This window comes from uncultured Thiodictyon sp., from assembly GCF_903946935.1.
GTDB lineage: Bacteria > Pseudomonadota > Gammaproteobacteria > Chromatiales > Chromatiaceae > Thiodictyon.
In genome coordinates this window covers 1-15,790 of sequence record NZ_CAJAXH010000163.1, presented here as the reverse complement: position 1 = coordinate 15,790, position 15,790 = coordinate 1, and the positions used below count along the sequence as shown (strand labels likewise).

Below are 15,790 nucleotides of genomic sequence, written 5' to 3'. Positions count from 1 at the left end.
TCTGCTCGGCGACTGGTCGCTGATCACCGCCTGGGGCGGGCTGGAGTCTCACCGGGGACAGGTGCGGCGGGCCTTGGTGGCGTCGGAGGCAGAGGGGGTGAAGCGGTTGGCGCAGATTGAGAGGCGGCGCCGGCAGCGGGGTTACGTGAATGTAAAACCGATTGAATTTTGACCGTCCGTATTGCGCTATTGTTCATTTTAGGAGAGATCCATGTCAGTAGTTAAACCTGATCGCGCGTTGACACAAAAGAGAATCGCTGAACTTTACAGTAAGTTCTCCTGGCCGATGATGCACGCCTGTATCACCGAGCATCAGAAAACAGTGGGGTTTGCCATCTCGCAAATGCTGTGGTTAAGACTGGTGACTGGAGCGGATACGGAAGAAACGATTGCTCAAGACCTCAAGCTCGTTTTTCCCGACAGTCATGATTCTATCGTCGCTTTCGGTTCACTGTACTTCTTCAAAATGAAGCCAGCATTGAAAGAAAGTGCCATCAAGAAACTTCAGCAGCATTTCGCACAGTTAGAAAAGCTGAAGCGCGCAGGCGACTCCGCGCAATAAGATACAGCGGTCATGCACGCTTAAATGCAGTGACACAGCCATCGATACATAAAGTATGAAATTACTTGAACACCTCGACTTGACTGAATTAGGCGATTGTTCTGAATGCCGTCAATATTTTATCGCACTCAGAAAAGACTTTGAAGCGCGGCTGTCTGAAAAGTTATCGAAGAGAACGGTTAATAAGCATATTGTTATTATTAGCTGCCTTACGGATTTTTTGTGCTTCGACTGCGGTGTAAGATGTCTTGACGATCTCACGGTTGGCATGGTCAACAGCCGCTTCCGGCGATGGTATGGAAGTAAAATAGCGGATGCCACAGAGAGTGAAGTTAAAACTGCGGTTCGGAAGTTTTTTCTCTTTCTCGCAGAAGAAAAAGGATTCAATAACGAGAAGATACTCATCAGCATCCGAAAATAATCGCCTACAGTTACTGGAGCATAACAAGCTGTGAGCTTGCCCCCTCGGATCGTAGTTCGAGGGTTGGGCTACGGGACACCACGAGGGCGAGCGAGTGGTCTAACCGGAACGGGTAGAGTACGGCCGCGGACTGGAGCCCGGGGACGCTGATGGCGCGGCCGGTGTAGCGGATTGCGGCCTCAATGAGCCAGGCGATCAGCGCCTCATTGGTGATGACCGTTGCCGGGTTGCGGATCACGCGCCGGCCCTTGTCGACCCGCTCGCAGGTACACCAACTGGCCTGGGTCTGGAGTACCCGGTTGGCGGCGCGCCGGGTGACTTCGCCCTCGCCGTAGGTCTCGGCCAGGCGGCGATGAATCTCGGCGGCAGTGCAGTCGCCCTGCATCGTCGTTAGACGGCCCACCAATTCAGCGACCTTGCCGAAGAAGGGATAGACGGCGATGGCCATCCCCCAACACAGGGCCGCAGCGGGCACTTCGTGGGACTCCTTAAAAATGGCAACGCCCCGCTCGGCAAAGGCGGCTAGTTCGGGGCGCGGGTCCAGCCACAGTCCTCGCAGGACGCTGCGGGCCTTGGTCTTGGAGGGCATCCCGAATCCGGCGGCATCCAACAGCGTCTCGATCGCTTCCGGGTCCTGGACCCCGCCGCGCACCTTGAGTGCGCACGTCGCCCAGTCGAGCGGGATGAATCGATCGAAGCCGATCCGGGGCGCGGTGGCCTGGGGATTGTTCAACGCGTGTCACTCACTTTCACGAAGGGGACGATCAGCTCTTCAACCGAGCAGCCGCCGTGCGACACCAGCGTTTCACCCGGCGGGACGAAGGCGTTCCGGCCAGCGGCGAACAATGGCAGGAAGTCCGCCGGCAGGGCCGGCAACTCAAGGCTGACGGTTCCCGGAAACAGCCCCGCGGACTCCGCCCGTGACAGGGCGTTACGGTAGACCCGCACCCGTTCGCCGCGGGTCTCAGCGATTACACCCTGATTCGGTCGGCCGACGCCGACGGCCTCGCAATTGCCATGGTCGGCGGTCAAATAGACATGGAAGCCATGATCGAGCAATAGCGCAAACAAGCCATCGACCGCGCCTGACTCGCACCAGCTCGCGACTTGGCTCGCGATCCCCCGCTTGCCCAGGATGGCCCCATGCACGATCTCATCAATGGTATCGACGACGATCCCCGCCACCTTGATCACTGGGTTCGCCAAAGCGACTGCCAACTCGTCGAGCTGGTCGGCACGGCGTAGGCCCTTGCGATAAAGCACCTCGCTGGGGCGCAATCCCTGGTCCTGCCAAAAGCAGGACCACAAGGCCGGCTCCCGGTGGGTGGTCGTGAGCGAGTCCGCAAATTCCCGGGGCCGCAGCCCGGCGAACAGGGCCTGACGGGAGACGGCGGTTAAGGTCGGGAGCCAGGCGAAGCAGGCGCCTTCCGCGAACGCGAACCGCGGTGTCCGCGCCGTGACCGCCTCGCGGATCTGTACCCACTGGTCCAGGGCCAATCCGTCGAACACCAGCAGCGCCACACGGGCCTCACCGGCGTCGCGGCGCAAGGCCAGAAAGCGCGGGACCTGGTGCACCATCACCGGTCCATTCGCCGCCGACAGCGACGGCAGATCGGCGTAATGCCCGTGTACCCAGGCCAGCAGACGTTCATCCGTCAAACGCTGCAGCTGCACGACGTCTGCCAGGAGCCCCTTGGCGTGGGCCGTATCGAGGCTATGAAAGCGGGCGATGGCCTCGCCGAAGCGTCGCGCAAAGGTCCCCCAGTCCCGGTGCGTGGCGTCCGTGCTCGGCAGCGTCTCGACCAGGGCTTGTAGGCCGTCCACGACCAGGTTGCGCAGTGCCGCTGGGTCCTTGACGATCCCGACCGCGATACTTTTCGCGACATTGGCCGGCAGGTCGGCGGGCAGGTGCTGCACGGCCAGCGGGTGAAGGGTCCCGTCCAGGAACATCGAATCGACCAGAGGTCGTCCACGCGGGTGATCAGATGCGGGGCGAGGCGGAACACATGGGTCAGGATGAAGTCTTTGGTCGCCGCCTCACCGAGTAACTGGAATGCGTGCCTGGTGTGCGCGTTAAACAGCGCGTCCAGATGCTCCGCGGCGATCTGCCTGACCACGCTATAGCTCAAGCGCGGAAACAGGTTCGCCAGGCTCAGGTGAACCGTGCGTGCCTGACGCAGATAATCCCAAGGCAGCGAACCCGGATCGGCGCCGCCGTGATGCAACACCAGGGCCTTGCCCGAACACGCTTCATCGCGGTCCCACGCGGCCCGGTAGCGTTCCTCGTACTCGGCCCGAAAGGCCATCGGGTCCCCGAAGGGCAGCACCTCAAACCCCCGGGCGCGCAACCCGGCCAGTATCCGCTCGTCCAGCAGCACCGCGTCGGGGTCCGCGGCGATCCAGAAACGGGCCAGGTCGGGCGGAAACTCGCCGAGGATGCGATCGACCCAAGCGCTCATGCCGTGACTCCAACGTCTGCGCGGCGAACACGTTTTCTCGGGAGCCACACGCGAAAGACCGTCTCACCCCAGACGGTCTGCCGGTCGACGACCCGGCAGGGGGTGGTGTGGCGGGCGTGGCGCACCCAGTCGCCGACGGCCCAGCTGTTCATGCACTGATCCGGCTTGCCGGAAACTGCGGTAAAGTCGCATTCCAGGCGGCGAGATTCATCACGGCACAGCCGGCGATGAAGGGTCTTGCCCAGGGTGTATTGTGCGGCCCCAGGACCGGTAGCTGGCCTTCCAGCGCGTCGCTGCGTGCCAACAGTTCAGCATCCGAAAGTTCGGCCGCGCCGATGAGGACCAAATAATAGATTGGCTTGTCGACGCGGCCAGATGCCCATTCGTACAGGAACGAGTCCCGAAACTTCGTCTTGAGATCGCCGTCCATTTGTCCGGCAAGCAATTTGCGGATGAATCGACCCCGCTCTTTCGCGTTGGCCATTGGGTGGTCGGGGTCTTTGAATTCGATGAACAACAAGCGGTCGTCAAGCTCCACGATGAAATCGACCGCCTTCATACAATGGCTGAGCCCATGCACTGCGGCGTCGTCGAACTTACGGCCAACGGCTCCCGGCGGGAGAGCGATCTGCAGGGCGTCATCTGCGAGCACCGTCATGCCTTTAGCCCACCAAGGCTACGCGTGAGTTGCCGGTCATAAAGATCGCTGAAGGTTCCCAGAATTGCGTTCGGCTCAATTGCGCTGTAGCCTTCACTGGCGTTTGCCGCCACGGCGCCAGACTCATCCCGGAACAGTGAGATGTAACGTAGCGCGTCCCTGCTGTTCTTGCGCAGGTCGAACTCCTTTAGCAAGACATAGTTGTGTGTCGTCAGGAACACCTGTACGCCGAGACGCTGAAGCCCTAGGATAATCTCAACGACTTCGCCGATCAGCGACGGATTGAGATTGGCTTCAGGCTCATCCCAGAAGAGCACCGAGCCGGACAGCAGGGTACCGTTCTGTATGAGCAGCCAGAGCAATGCCAGTTTACGTGAGCCTTCCGCCAACAGCATGAACTCCAACTCGCCGTGGCTGTTCTTAAGGAAAAAGGTCTCTCCCTTCAGTATCACCTTGCCTTCCATTATCGTTTGCAGTACCGTCAACATGCGGGCGCGACCTTCGTCCGGCGTGCCCCTCAGTTTGGGAAGATAAGCCCGTTTTATGATGTCAGGATAGACTTCCTCAAACGCAATCTCGCGCTTAGCCACGGTGGACAAGAAGCCAGGAGCCTGGGCCAACATTTCCTTCACGGGAATGTAAGCGGCTTCCCATCCCGTGGCTTGCCAATCGAGCTCGCCTTCGACATGCACTTCGTTGACGTCACCGCTGCGATTCCCGAAGGAAACCTTAATTTCACGTTGATCGTCTCGCCGCACCGCGACACTGGCAGCCGTGAGCCCCTGCCTTCTGCGAATGAGGCGTGCGATGCGCCCTTCGTATGGTTTGAAAACGCCAAGCAACTTATGCGCAAATCCCGTTTCCTTGTCTTCACCCGAGGTAACCGCACATGCGGCATAGAGAATCTTTAACAGGTGGGTCTTGCCGGTGCCGTTGACACCAATCATGACATTCACCCCGGGGGAGAAGCGCTCATTCAGCGACTCAAACGCGGTGAAATTTGTTAGTTCGATTTGCGTCAGCTTGCTCACGATCCACTCTCCATCCGGGTCAGCGCCTGGTCATACCACAGCAGCAGCTTCTCGTCTTCTTGCAGGGCCTCTTCGGGGATCTTCGCGGCGATGGCGACGATGGCCCGGTAGTCCTTGGCCGCCCAGGCGGCCTTGAAGCCGGCGCGCAGGACCTCCAGCCGGAATTCCTTCAAGCGCCGGCCGGTGTGCGCCTGGTAGGTTGCGAACTCCTTCTGCAGCGCCTTCTCGCGCTTCTTCTCCTTGTCTTGGGCCTTGTTCGGGTCGGGTACATACCAGCGGTCTTGCGCCTTGGCGACCAAGGCCGGGTGGTCCTTGGCGAGACCGCGCAGGTCCTTGTGGTTGGTCGAGAGATAGCTGTGGATTTGGCTCGGGACCTCGCCCGCGCCGTCGTAGCACAGGAAGCTGTCATCCAGCAGTTGGCCCAACTCCGGGATGATCTCGCCCTTCTTCTTGGCGGCGCCGATCTGCGGCATGTATTCGGGCAGGATCTCCGAACGGGTCGATGGGCGCTTGCCCAAGAACTGGGTCAGCCAATCGATGGCGCTGCGCTCGTCCGAGATGAATAGCTCGGCTTGCCGCGCCTGGGGAATCCGTGCCCGCGCCTTCTCGTATTCCACGCGTTGCTCCGGCAGGAACGCCATCCCATCGACCATCTCGAAACGCGCGGCCAGTTCCGCAATGAACTCGGGGCTGGATAGGGGCACCGGCGCGTCATGCCGAATGAACCAGGCATCCATACGGTCCTTGATGCGGCGCGGGTCGCGCTCGACGTTGTTCACCAGTTCCTGAAAATCGCCCTGAGTGACCTTGACCGCGGGCAATTGCCGCAGATGGGTCCGTACAAAGTCCCAGGCAGAATCCAGCGTGGCGCCGTTGCGCTTGAAGCGATCCTCGAGGCCACCATTCGGTTTATAGGCCGAGATCACCAGGTCCTGCTTCATCGCCGTCGCTGACGTGACCTGGCGATAGCTGCCCTGCAGCTTGTCCAGGGCCGTGACCTCCGCCACCACGAAGCCCGCCTGCTGCAGCGCAACCTGGATCGCGTTCCAGACAGCGGCCTTACTGTTGGAGAAGACCACCGTCATCCAACGGCCGGGTTTCAGCACCCGATAATACTCGGCAAAGCAGCGTTGCATCAGGTGCTGATATTCGGGCAGGGCCTTGTGCTTGAAGCGGTCGATGATGGCCTCGGGTGCGGCATCGGTGAAGACCCGGTGCCACTCGTCAGGATGCTCCTTCGCTTTCTTCCAGAGTACGGCAAGCGCCTGCCCGGCACGCGGGAGAAAAAAATGATGCGTGTGCAAGAATCCCTTGGGTGCAATTCGCGAGCCGTGATACATCGCCTCAATAGGAAACCGCGCCGTCGGCATTTCAGGGGGCAGCGGCAGGGCCTCGATCCGCTCCAGTACGCCCAGGTCGTGCGCATCCGGCCGTTTTTCCCGGCGCAGTCCCGCGGCGACATAGGAGATCAGCGCCGGCCGAAATTTGACCCGCTGCCAGGGCTCGCCGGTCGCCGGATCGATCCGCGATTCAAGGACGCGCTCCAGGCGATCCTTATTCAAATCGACCCCGCAGTACGGGCAGGGAAAGCTATCCCGCACGCGCTTGGTCTCGGCATCCAGTGCCTCAGCGACGAAATCAATCTGTCCCGCGCACTCGGGGCAGGCGAAGACCTCGCTCCAGACGGTATAGTCGATCCGCCCCTTGGTCTTGCCGTCGGTATGCAGGGTCTCGTACATCCAGCCAAGTTCCTGCTCCAGCTCTTTGAGTAGTTTTCGACCGGCAGCGGCGAAGGCGCCCACGTCGAACGGCAGGTTGTAGTTGGCGGCGATGAAGGTGGCGGCCGGAGAGAGGTCGTTCAGGATGACCCGGCGCGCACCCCAGCGGGGCGGTTCCTTGCCTTGGCGCTTCCATTCGCCCTCCAACTGGTGCCGATAGGCGGCCGGCGCGGCCCCGCACCATTGAGCGGCAACCCCGGTCATGCCAGAGCCGGCAAAGCCGTCCAGCACCAGGTCCCCGGGCTCGGTGTAGTGCAGGATGGACGGGACGATGGCCAGGTGCGGCACCTTGGTATGGTAGCCGTGGGCCTTGTAGAGCGGGTCTGTCTTGCCCACCGAGACATCGATGGTCATCGGCTCCCGGCGATACGCAAGCTCAGGGTCATAGGGTCGGCCGTCGTGCGTAACGAATGCCTCAATAAAGGGATTGGGGCAAGCGGTGTAGTAAGGTGGGTCTGACATGGCCAGAATGTCCGCGTCCGTACCGACTGGAAACCCTTCGATCTTACGGAACTCCGGGTCTTGTAACCGCTCTCGCAAGAGCCCCAGGAAGTGCTCGCGGCGCGCCGCGTCGCTCGGAAAGGTCTGGCCCAGGCAGTCGACGGGACCGGCGGCCGCGGCACTCTGGCCATCAAACAGGTCGTTCATGGGGCATCTTGTCCTTGGTTTGCTGCCCGGCGAGCAAGGCGCTCCCACGCTCGGTCAGGCGGTAGCGCTGCTTGCTGCTTTGCGGTTTGTCTGGAATGGTCATGGTCACAAGCCCTTGCTCCAGCAGGGGCGTCAAGCACTGATCACGGAACTCGGTGCGCTTGACGGATGCGGCGGTCAAATCCATGAGTTCGGTGATAGCGTGCGCTGCGGTCATCTTGGTCAGGAGTCCCTGTTGGTCTGCTGTCAGTTGGGACCAGGTGACGACTTGCTCCTCACTTGGTCCCGACAAAATCCCCATGCGACGCTTAAGCTCGTCGATAAAACGCTCCGCCCACCGGGAAGCGCCGGTGACTTTGACCGGGTCGATCGAGCGCAAGAGCGTGAACGAGTGCTCGCCCTTGCCATATTCAGTCTTGGTCTTGCAGTGGGCAGTGGCGGTCTTGAGGCTCTTATACAGCGCTTCCTTGTCGATGCCTTCGATGGATCGCGATTGCTTTGGGAGGGCATTGAGTTTGAAGCCTTGACCAAAGAATGCCTGAAGCCGCTGCCGATCCGCGATGAGCCAGCTTTCCATGCAAACGACCATGAGGTGGCAGTCTGTATCTGTCGCGCCTTTCGGCTTGCTCCAGTTGTCACGCTGGCGCAGATGCTCCCAAGGCTTCCATTGGCTCTTGTCCTCGCCGGATTGGTGCGCGGCTGACACCAGGGCTTCGCTATCCACGAGCAGCAATGCCGGCACGCCTTGCGCAATCGCAATACAGAAAGACTCGTAAGCCTTGCCCCGACTGCCCCGGGCGTTGATTGTATGTGGACCCGTCACGCCGGCTTCGGTCAGGAATGTTTTGAACGCCCGACGGCAGGCCGTACGCAGATCGTTGGTGTCGCCGCCACCTTCGACAAAGACGGTGATTGCTACCATCGTGTCCCTCCAAGATCGCCGCTCATCCACAACTCACCGAGACGGTATTTCTCGAGCCAAGGTTTCAGTTCGTCCGCCTTCAGCCTGTTCAGTCTGGTGCCATTTTCGTCCTTCTCGGCGACCAGGACGTTCTCCGGTTCATCGTGCATGCAGTTCACCAACACATCGGAGTGGGTGGTGACGATGAGCTGGCAGCGCTCGGACGCCTCTTTTAGCAGTTCGGCGACCGTGGGCAGGATGTCGGGGTGCAGGCCAAGCTCGGGCTCCTCAATGCAGACCACGGGGGGCGGTTTGGGGTGACAAAGGATGGCGAGCAGGCAGAGGTAGCGCAGGGTCCCGTCCGAGAGGCGGGTTGCCGGAACGATGAAGCGGCCTTCCTGAATGAACACTTGAACGGTTCCGCCCTCGACCTGGACATCGTAGTCATCAATCCCTTCGTAGAGGGTACGCAGTGCCTTGAGCGTCCGTTCTTTGACGCTGGGCTCGCGACGCAAACGGTTCAATACCAATCCCAAGTTGGCAGCATCGGCTGCCAATGCATCGTTGGGTAGGTCGGCCTTCTGCGGCCGACGCAGCGCCGTCACCGGCCCGAAACTGGAGTCGCGATAAAGGCGAATCTTGCTCAGTGCCTGCGCGAGATAAGTAATCTCCGGGTATTGGTCGGGGTCCCGACGCTGGGAAAGAATCGATTGGTTGGAATCGATATCCTCATGCTGTAGCGAGCGCTTCTTTCCCTTGACGTTGAGGACGCCGCGGCCGCCCTGGAATCGATAGTAGAAAATGGGCTGCTGGTGTCCGGAGTCGGGATGCTCGTTCTCTATGTGCTCTCCGGTCAACTGAAACCGCTGGCCAACTTCGGTAAACGAGAGCCCGTACCGCAGATTGGTCGGGCCTCTCGGGTTAGAGACAACGACTTCTACGGCAGCGGTTGCTGTTCCCTCGTCACCTTTCCATAGCCAGTCACGCACACCGCCGCCGTCGCTGATCGGGGTCGGTAGGTCCGTGGGTGCCCCGCGTATCAGGTCGATTGCCGACAGCAGGTTGGACTTGCCCGAACCATTGGTACCGATGATCAGATTCAAGGCGTTCAAGGGTATCGCTTCGGAGGTCGGGCCATAGCTCAGAAAGCGATTGAGTTTGATGGAATGGATCAACATTGGGTGGTCCCGGTTACTCGACGACAAACCGCAGCTTGCCGGCGTCCTTGCCCTTGCAGCGGTCATTGATGAAGGTCTCGAAGCGCTTGCGTAGCTCGTCCGGCGTGGCCGGCGAGCCGCCCGCGAGTAGCGCTTGCTTGATGGCATCTAAGGTGACGGTGACTGGCTCCAGCCCCGACAGGGCCTCTTGGACGGCGGACACGAATCCCGGGGGGATCGGCTCCGGTAGGGCTTGGGCGTCGAGAAACGCCTCAATGGTGTGGCGGTCGGCCGGCTTGAGCAGGGTGAAGTTGGCCTGAATGATCGGGTCGTCCAGGTTGTCCAACAGGGTCTGTTGCCAGGCGGTACGCAGACGGTCCAGGTCGTCGTCGAGCTTGGTGAGGGCGTTGGCGGCGGCACCGAGGGCAAGCGATTCGTTGGCCGGCTTGAAGCTGCAATGGGGGCAGATTGGGCTTGCGACCAACTCGGTGTCGGTTAGCTGGTAACAGCTTTTGAGATTCGCCAACCGCTCCTCGAAGGCGGCGAGCTGGCTGGTCGGCATCAGTGAGATACCCGCCAAGGCGCGCAGGGCGACCAGCCGGGTGTCCTTGCGCAGGGCGGCCTTGGTCTTGTCTTCCGCAACACCCAGGCGCGCCTTGCTGTGGCTCGCGATATAGGCGTTGACATAGTCCTTCTTCAACTTTGCCAGCGCTTGGCGGCAGTCGGCGGCGATTGCAGCGCTGGTGCTGCCTGCCGTGATTACACCTGGGATCACACCGCGGACGCCGCTGAACTTGGCCACGGCGGCGGTCCGGCCGGTCTGGGCCTGCGGTATCCAGGGGTGATCGCTCGGTAAGACGATCTCGGCCTGGGACAGATAGGCGGCCGTGGGACCCAGTTCAGCGACCAGTGCCAGCAGGGCCTCGCAGGCGGACAGGACATCCAGGTTCGGCTTCTGGGCGGTGATCTCTTCTAAGCCGATGCGTAGGTTCTTGAGCTTGCCGACGGTATTGTAGGGTGAGAGGGCTTCGGTAAAGGTCTTGAGCGTGTCGAGTCGGGTGCGCCAATCGCGGAGCTCCTCATCGCGCAGCAGTGATTGACCCCAGAAGGCGAGCCGTCCCTGCATATCGGTGGTCGCCTTGAGGCCGCGTTGTACCAGCGCGCCGACGGCCTCCTGCAACTGTTTGATGGGCTCCTCTGAGCCTTGGGTCGCCAGTTGAGCCAAGCCGGGTGACAGGCCGAGCAGCTCGAACAGTGCCCGCAGGACATCCACGTCAAGTTCTTTGGGTGCCTCGATGTGCTTGAACGCCTTCAACTCGTCCAGCGAGTGTTCCGCCAGTTGGGCAAGTTTCCCGGAGTCGATCTTGTCGCCGGTGATGGCGAGCACGCAGTTGCCACTGTAGACCAGGGTACCCAGCACGACCGCGAACAGGTCCGACTCCAGGCGGAAACGGGTGGGGGCGAAGTGCTCGCCGTCGTAGGCCCCGGTCAGCAGCTCGCCGCGGTTGAGCACTTGGCCGTGACCCTTGGCCTTGAGGCGGGTCAGCACCTCCTGGGCATAGGGGGAGCGGCCAGCGTCGATGCGGTCGCCGTCGAGCATCGCCAGTGCGTCGAGGATCGCCAAGGCATCTTTGGTGCGCTGGCCGCCAGCCAGCCACCGCAACGCACTCACGATGAGTTGCTTGCGGTTGGCCTCGGTCACGAGCAGCGAGAAGGTGGGATATTCGGGGGCGAGGTCGGCAAAATGTGGGCCGAGTGCGAGCCCAGAGACCACATTGACGATATCGCGAAAGTTGATGCGATCATCGGCCCCCAGGCGGGCCTTGTCGCGCATTGAGACACCGCGTACCCAGTCCTGGAGGGGCTTGGTCTTGCCCCCGTGGGTGACTTCCAGGGCGGTCATCTGCTTTTCCTGTAGCCACTTGCTCATGGCCTTCAGTGCGTCCTGGCTCTTTCCGAGATAGATGGTCTTGGGGTTACCGCTGGCCGTAGAGGCCAGATCCAGAGCCGCGGCGTAAGTGGACAGGTGGTGCTTGATGTCTTCATCAATACCCTTGGACTTGAGGCGGATGAATACCTCGTCCGGCAGGCACTCATCGCGAAAGCGCGGCGGGTCGAAGGGCTGGATGAAGTAGATGTAGAAGTCCCGCGGCGGCTGGGCCGTGGGGCGGTCGTTGGGGGCGCCGAAAAAGAGATAACCGACGCGCTCGACCCGGCGCTCCTGCCATTCGATCTGGTACTGCCAGATCTGGAATCCGGAGACGTAGGTGGGATCAAAGGTGCGCTCCATGAGCTGGCGAACCGCGCTGAAGTAGGCGCGATCCAGCGCATCGTCGGAGAGGGCATCGGCGCGCTTTTCGATCTGCGCGTCGTAGTCGATGTCTTTCTTGAGATCCAGGTAATACTGATCGGTACCTGGGGCCTTGGAGATGAACTGACCGTTGACGGTCTTGCCGGTCTCGCGGAGCACCGTCTGGACCAGCGAGAGCAGATCGGCTGCCGGGTCGCCGCCCATGTCCTCAATGCCAGGGTGGTACAGACACAGGGTATCGCGCAGTTCCTCGGCCGTTGGTCCGATAGGGACATAGATGTCACCGCCGGTGGTCAGTCGGTGCACCGAAAGGGCAGCGATCAGGCGTAGGGCCATCGGTCGGTAGGCCGGGCGGGTAAAGGCTTGTTGGACCCGTCCGGACAGCACCTCGGAGACCTTGACCACGGGACCAATGGCGGGGTCCGCGCGCAGCACCGAATTGGCCGTGACCGTGTCCCAAAAGCGGTCATACCCGAGCAGTCCGGGCCGGTCGGTGGGGACTTCAGTCGCCAGCATGGCTTGGATCTGATCCCGGATGGTGACGAGCGCGCCGCGCTTTTCGGCAAAGATCAGACGCTCGAAGGTGCCGATGTAGTCGGGATGCACGGGGAACAGGCGGACGTAGTCGTCCATCCGCTCGTTCATGCTGCCGTAGCAGCGGGCGAAGGGCATCAGATAGGTGCGAATCTTGTCCTGTTGGTCGGCGGACTTCTTCAGCAGCCGCTCCGCGACCACGAAGCTCACATCCGCTCGGGCGAGCAGCACTTGGGTGAACCGGTCTTTGACCCGTCGCAGGCTGTCGGCGACATGCTCGAAGCGGCTGCTGTCGAAGACGGCCTCCTGGACGCCGGCCACGAAGCGGAAGCGCAGGTGCTTGCAGACCTCGCCGATCTCGCGCAGGAAGGACAGATCGAGCACCAGGTCGTGGTCCTTGCGTGAGCGCAGATACTCCAGGAATTCGTCGACCACCAGCAGGACGCCCTGGCCCGGATAGACCTCGTCGAAGGCGGCCATCATCGCCTCGAAGGCGGCCTTGTTGTTGACTACAAGGTCGGCGGACGGGAATCGGTAGTCCACGCCGATCCGCCTCAGCAGTGACTCCAACTCGCCGGTCACGATCTGGCGCAGCGACAGTACGCTTACAACCTCGGTGCGGTGGACCTGGAATCGGCCAGCAATCGCGCCGGCCGCCTCGGCGACCTTGGGGTGGCGCAGCATCGGCAGATAGCTGGCATCTTCCGCGACCAGCGAGAGCACCGACATCAGGTGTGACTTGCCGGTACCGTAGTTGCCGACGACGAGCACGCCTTTGTGGTCGACGGACTCGTCGAAGGAGAGCTGCGGGATCATGCCCCCGGCGATGCGCTCGGCCATGTCGTCGGAAATGACATAGGTCGAGACGAGTTTCTGGCCCTCGTCGGGGCGGTTGGCGTCGAGCAGTTGAATGATTGACTCGATCGGCTCGAATTGGATGAGGTCCCCGTAGCGCATACGCTCCCTTCCCCTGATTTTATTATTTGATATCCAGAGTGACCACGCCGTCGAGGCCGTAGTCGCGATATTCCGTGTGCCCCATCTCCGCGTAGGTCAGACGCGGCCCGTTGCCACTGTGCCGTAGTGCGGCCGGCCAGACCGCGACGACCCGCCAGGCCTGAGCTTGGCGCTTGAGCAGGTCGAGGGGGTTGAGGGCAAGCGAGGCATCGAACAGCAGTTCGATGTTGTCGATCAGCAGCAGATTGCCGCAGGCGTGGGGCTTTGCGATCTCACGCAGGAGGCTGCCCACTTGGAGTTGGCGCTCGCGGTGCGGTACCGCGGTGAGCCGCCGGCCCAGTTCCGCGCCCAAATTCAGGGGCTCTGCCCCGGCGTGGCCGCCGAACGCCCGCAGCAGGGCGGTCTTCCCGCTCCCGGGCGGCCCCACGAGCAGGATCAACTGGCTGTGCAGGGCGGCGAGATCGTCGACCAGCCGTTGCAGGCGCGCGAGCATTGTTCCAGTGGTTCCCTTACTCGCTGGGGCCGGTCGTGTGGTCGGGTCCATCGTAGTCCTGGGACTCGTCGCTCTGGCGCCTGATCCATGCGTCCAGGTCTGCGCGAGAGAAGCGCCAGGTTCCACCTATCTTGAAGGCGGGGATCGTCTTGGCCCCGGCGAGGCGGTAGAGGGTTCGATCGGTCACCTTCAAATACTCCGCCACGTATTTGATCGTGAGGATCTCGCCGTCACTGAGGGTTGTGGACATCAGGGAGACCAAATTAGGACATTACACGACAGGATAGTGCAAAGTTTTCCGAACGCACAACATCTATCTCGTCAGAGTTGCAGGGTCGTGACGACACAGGGTTCGAGACGTACCGATGGCGCGGCCATCAGGATGTCCAGGACCCCGGGGTCTGACCGCGGCGAGGCTCAACCTGGCTCCCTGCACCACAAGGCCCGGCGGTCGAACTCGCGCGAGTCGGGCGGCTCCAAGGCCTCGCAGGCCCTGCCTACACCGCCACATCCACATCTGACCGTTCGCTGACGGTCACGCTCGGCTATTGTCTAACCCTCCCTTACGCTGTGCCTAAGGTCGCGATCAACCGCGCCCTGATCGCCGCTTCAGACTGCCCGGCAAGAACCTGGGCAGGGGCCGGCGTCCAATACCTCTGCCCGGATCGCCAGGGCCGCCGCCGCCGCCAGACTACCCCTGTCTCGGTGTACACTTACACCTTGGTAGTCGAGGCCACCCTCAATCCGCGTTAAACCCGATTCTTAACTCATGAAAATCAAGCCTCAGGCCCCAGAGATTCTCTGCATTCCGTACGAGTCGTTCGATGTGTCGGTACTCCCGAGCAATGCCCGCGAGCCCGGCAGTGAGGCATTCGACAACGCGGTACTCATCTACTTCGCCGCCAAGTATGCGACTAAAAACTTTGATGCAGCAGTTACTTGCAGTGACGGCATCATCCGCGTGCGGGCGTGGGCGCGCGGCGGTTTGGAGCCGAAGGCATATGTGGTCGGGTTGCTTCAGCACCGCGCACTTGAGGAAGCGTTGCCGCTCCTCTAAACCATGGACGAGATGATGGAAGACGCGGATATCGCCTACAACCGCGGTATTTGTCTGAGCGAGATGGGCCGGTTTGAAGAGTGCATCGAGTCGCTCGAACGCTGCCTGAGGATTGACCTGAACTACGGCAACGCCCGCGTCGGACTTGGTGTGGCATTGGCTCGTCTGCGCCGGTCGAAGGAGGCCGAGCAGGTGCTGCGTCAGGCAGTCGCGGCCGCCCCCCATGACAACTTCGCTGCCCGAAACCTGGCCGCTGTGCTGGCCAATCTCGAAAAGTATGCCGAGGCAGTGCCCCTGCTCCGCCAGGTGCTCGCGACGGAACCCGACGACCCCACCGCGGGCTTGGCCCTCGGCGAATGCCTCGAGGAGCTTGGCCCCGACCATAAAAGTGAGGCGATCGAGGTCTACAAACAGATCATGACTCGCTTCGCCGATACGCCGCTGGCGGATGCGGCAGTTGCCGGACTCAATCGTCTCGCCAGCGGCGATCTACACCGCGACGGCACCAATAAGCCGCGCCTCGACGCGGTCATGTATATGCAGAACACGCTGGAGCGCTTCGCCGATCTCCCGCAACAGGAAGTCGGCCAGATCGTGTTGGAGATTGCGCGACTCGGCCAGTCCGGGCTTGCCGTCAACGACCCGGACAAACGCTATCATCTCAAGACGCTACCGGGAGATTTCTGGCTCTCTGGGATCTCAGTAGGTCGCATAGTTTCTCAAAAACAGCAGGATAGAGCGGTTACACAAAAAGAAAACGGCTCTATGGCAACGTCTGAAAATAGCGTAAGCCTCTGATATAAAGGTTCGGCAGAGCAGTAAT

General features: G+C 61.4%; 15 protein-coding genes. 4 read left to right on the top strand and 11 right to left on the bottom strand.

Going from position 1 to position 15,790, the window contains the following annotated elements; translation table 11 throughout:
- The first annotated feature begins 211 nt into the window (after positions 1 to 211).
- Complete coding sequence (locus QZX93_RS14865; RefSeq protein ID WP_295389960.1) at positions 212 to 562, top strand: hypothetical protein; 351 nt, start codon at positions 212 to 214, stop codon at positions 560 to 562.
- 55 nt (positions 563 to 617) lie between these two features.
- The gene (locus QZX93_RS14860; RefSeq protein ID WP_295389958.1) at positions 618 to 983 is read left to right on the top strand and encodes a hypothetical protein; all 366 of its coding nucleotides are present in this window, start codon (positions 618 to 620) and stop codon (positions 981 to 983) included.
- A gap of 10 nt (positions 984 to 993) precedes the next feature.
- Here the strand turns inward: QZX93_RS14860 and QZX93_RS14855 are convergent, their stop codons facing one another.
- The 11 genes from QZX93_RS14855 to QZX93_RS14805 form a co-directional block, all read right to left on the bottom strand.
- Positions 994 to 1,716, bottom strand: a complete 723-nt coding sequence (locus tag QZX93_RS14855) for a hypothetical protein (protein ID WP_295389956.1) — start codon at positions 1,714 to 1,716, stop codon at positions 994 to 996.
- Positions 1,713 to 2,933 carry a BREX-3 system phosphatase PglZ gene (gene pglZ, locus QZX93_RS14850; RefSeq protein ID WP_295389954.1) on the bottom strand — a complete coding sequence of 407 codons (1,221 nt, stop codon included), beginning with the start codon at positions 2,931 to 2,933 and terminating at the stop codon, positions 1,713 to 1,715. The genes QZX93_RS14855 and pglZ overlap by 4 nt, the downstream gene beginning before the upstream one ends.
- A gap of 505 nt (positions 2,934 to 3,438) precedes the next feature.
- Positions 3,439 to 3,594: a hypothetical protein gene (locus tag QZX93_RS14845; RefSeq protein ID WP_295389952.1), complete on the bottom strand. Its 156-nt coding sequence runs from the start codon at positions 3,592 to 3,594 to the stop codon at positions 3,439 to 3,441.
- Complete coding sequence (locus tag QZX93_RS14840) at positions 3,591 to 4,100, bottom strand: hypothetical protein (protein WP_295389950.1); 510 nt, start codon at positions 4,098 to 4,100, stop codon at positions 3,591 to 3,593. Before QZX93_RS14840 ends, QZX93_RS14845 begins: the two co-directional genes overlap by 4 nt.
- Complete coding sequence (locus QZX93_RS14835) at positions 4,097 to 5,131, bottom strand: ATP/GTP-binding protein (RefSeq protein ID WP_295389948.1); 1,035 nt, start codon at positions 5,129 to 5,131, stop codon at positions 4,097 to 4,099. Before QZX93_RS14835 ends, QZX93_RS14840 begins: the two co-directional genes overlap by 4 nt.
- The gene (locus QZX93_RS14830) at positions 5,128 to 7,557 is read right to left on the bottom strand and encodes a DNA methyltransferase (RefSeq protein ID WP_295389946.1); all 2,430 of its coding nucleotides are present in this window, start codon (positions 7,555 to 7,557) and stop codon (positions 5,128 to 5,130) included. Before QZX93_RS14830 ends, QZX93_RS14835 begins: the two co-directional genes overlap by 4 nt.
- Positions 7,541 to 8,479 carry a DUF4276 family protein gene (locus QZX93_RS14825; RefSeq protein ID WP_295389945.1) on the bottom strand — a complete coding sequence of 313 codons (939 nt, stop codon included), beginning with the start codon at positions 8,477 to 8,479 and terminating at the stop codon, positions 7,541 to 7,543. Before QZX93_RS14825 ends, QZX93_RS14830 begins: the two co-directional genes overlap by 17 nt.
- Positions 8,473 to 9,636 (bottom strand): AAA family ATPase, encoded by a 1,164-nt coding sequence (locus QZX93_RS14820; protein WP_295389943.1) that lies wholly within the window; start codon positions 9,634 to 9,636, stop codon positions 8,473 to 8,475. Before QZX93_RS14820 ends, QZX93_RS14825 begins: the two co-directional genes overlap by 7 nt.
- Before the next feature lie 13 nt (positions 9,637 to 9,649).
- The gene (locus tag QZX93_RS14815) at positions 9,650 to 13,417 is read right to left on the bottom strand and encodes a DUF6079 family protein (RefSeq protein WP_295389941.1); all 3,768 of its coding nucleotides are present in this window, start codon (positions 13,415 to 13,417) and stop codon (positions 9,650 to 9,652) included.
- 22 nt (positions 13,418 to 13,439) lie between these two features.
- Positions 13,440 to 13,910, bottom strand: coding sequence for a BREX-3 system P-loop-containing protein BrxF (gene brxF / locus QZX93_RS14810; protein ID WP_295389939.1), 471 nt, complete (start codon positions 13,908 to 13,910; stop codon positions 13,440 to 13,442).
- A gap of 16 nt (positions 13,911 to 13,926) precedes the next feature.
- On the bottom strand, positions 13,927 to 14,160 hold the full coding sequence (locus tag QZX93_RS14805) for a helix-turn-helix domain-containing protein (RefSeq protein ID WP_295389937.1): 234 nt from the start codon (positions 14,158 to 14,160) through the stop codon (positions 13,927 to 13,929).
- A gap of 519 nt (positions 14,161 to 14,679) precedes the next feature.
- Between QZX93_RS14805 and QZX93_RS14800 the strand changes: the two genes are divergently transcribed.
- Together QZX93_RS14800 and QZX93_RS14795 are read left to right on the top strand one after the other, a co-directional pair.
- Positions 14,680 to 14,967, top strand: coding sequence for a hypothetical protein (locus QZX93_RS14800; RefSeq protein WP_295389935.1), 288 nt, complete (start codon positions 14,680 to 14,682; stop codon positions 14,965 to 14,967).
- Between the two features lie 3 nt (positions 14,968 to 14,970).
- Positions 14,971 to 15,765, top strand: a complete 795-nt coding sequence (locus QZX93_RS14795) for a tetratricopeptide repeat protein (RefSeq protein ID WP_295389933.1) — start codon at positions 14,971 to 14,973, stop codon at positions 15,763 to 15,765.
- The last annotated feature ends 25 nt before the right edge of the window (positions 15,766 to 15,790 follow it).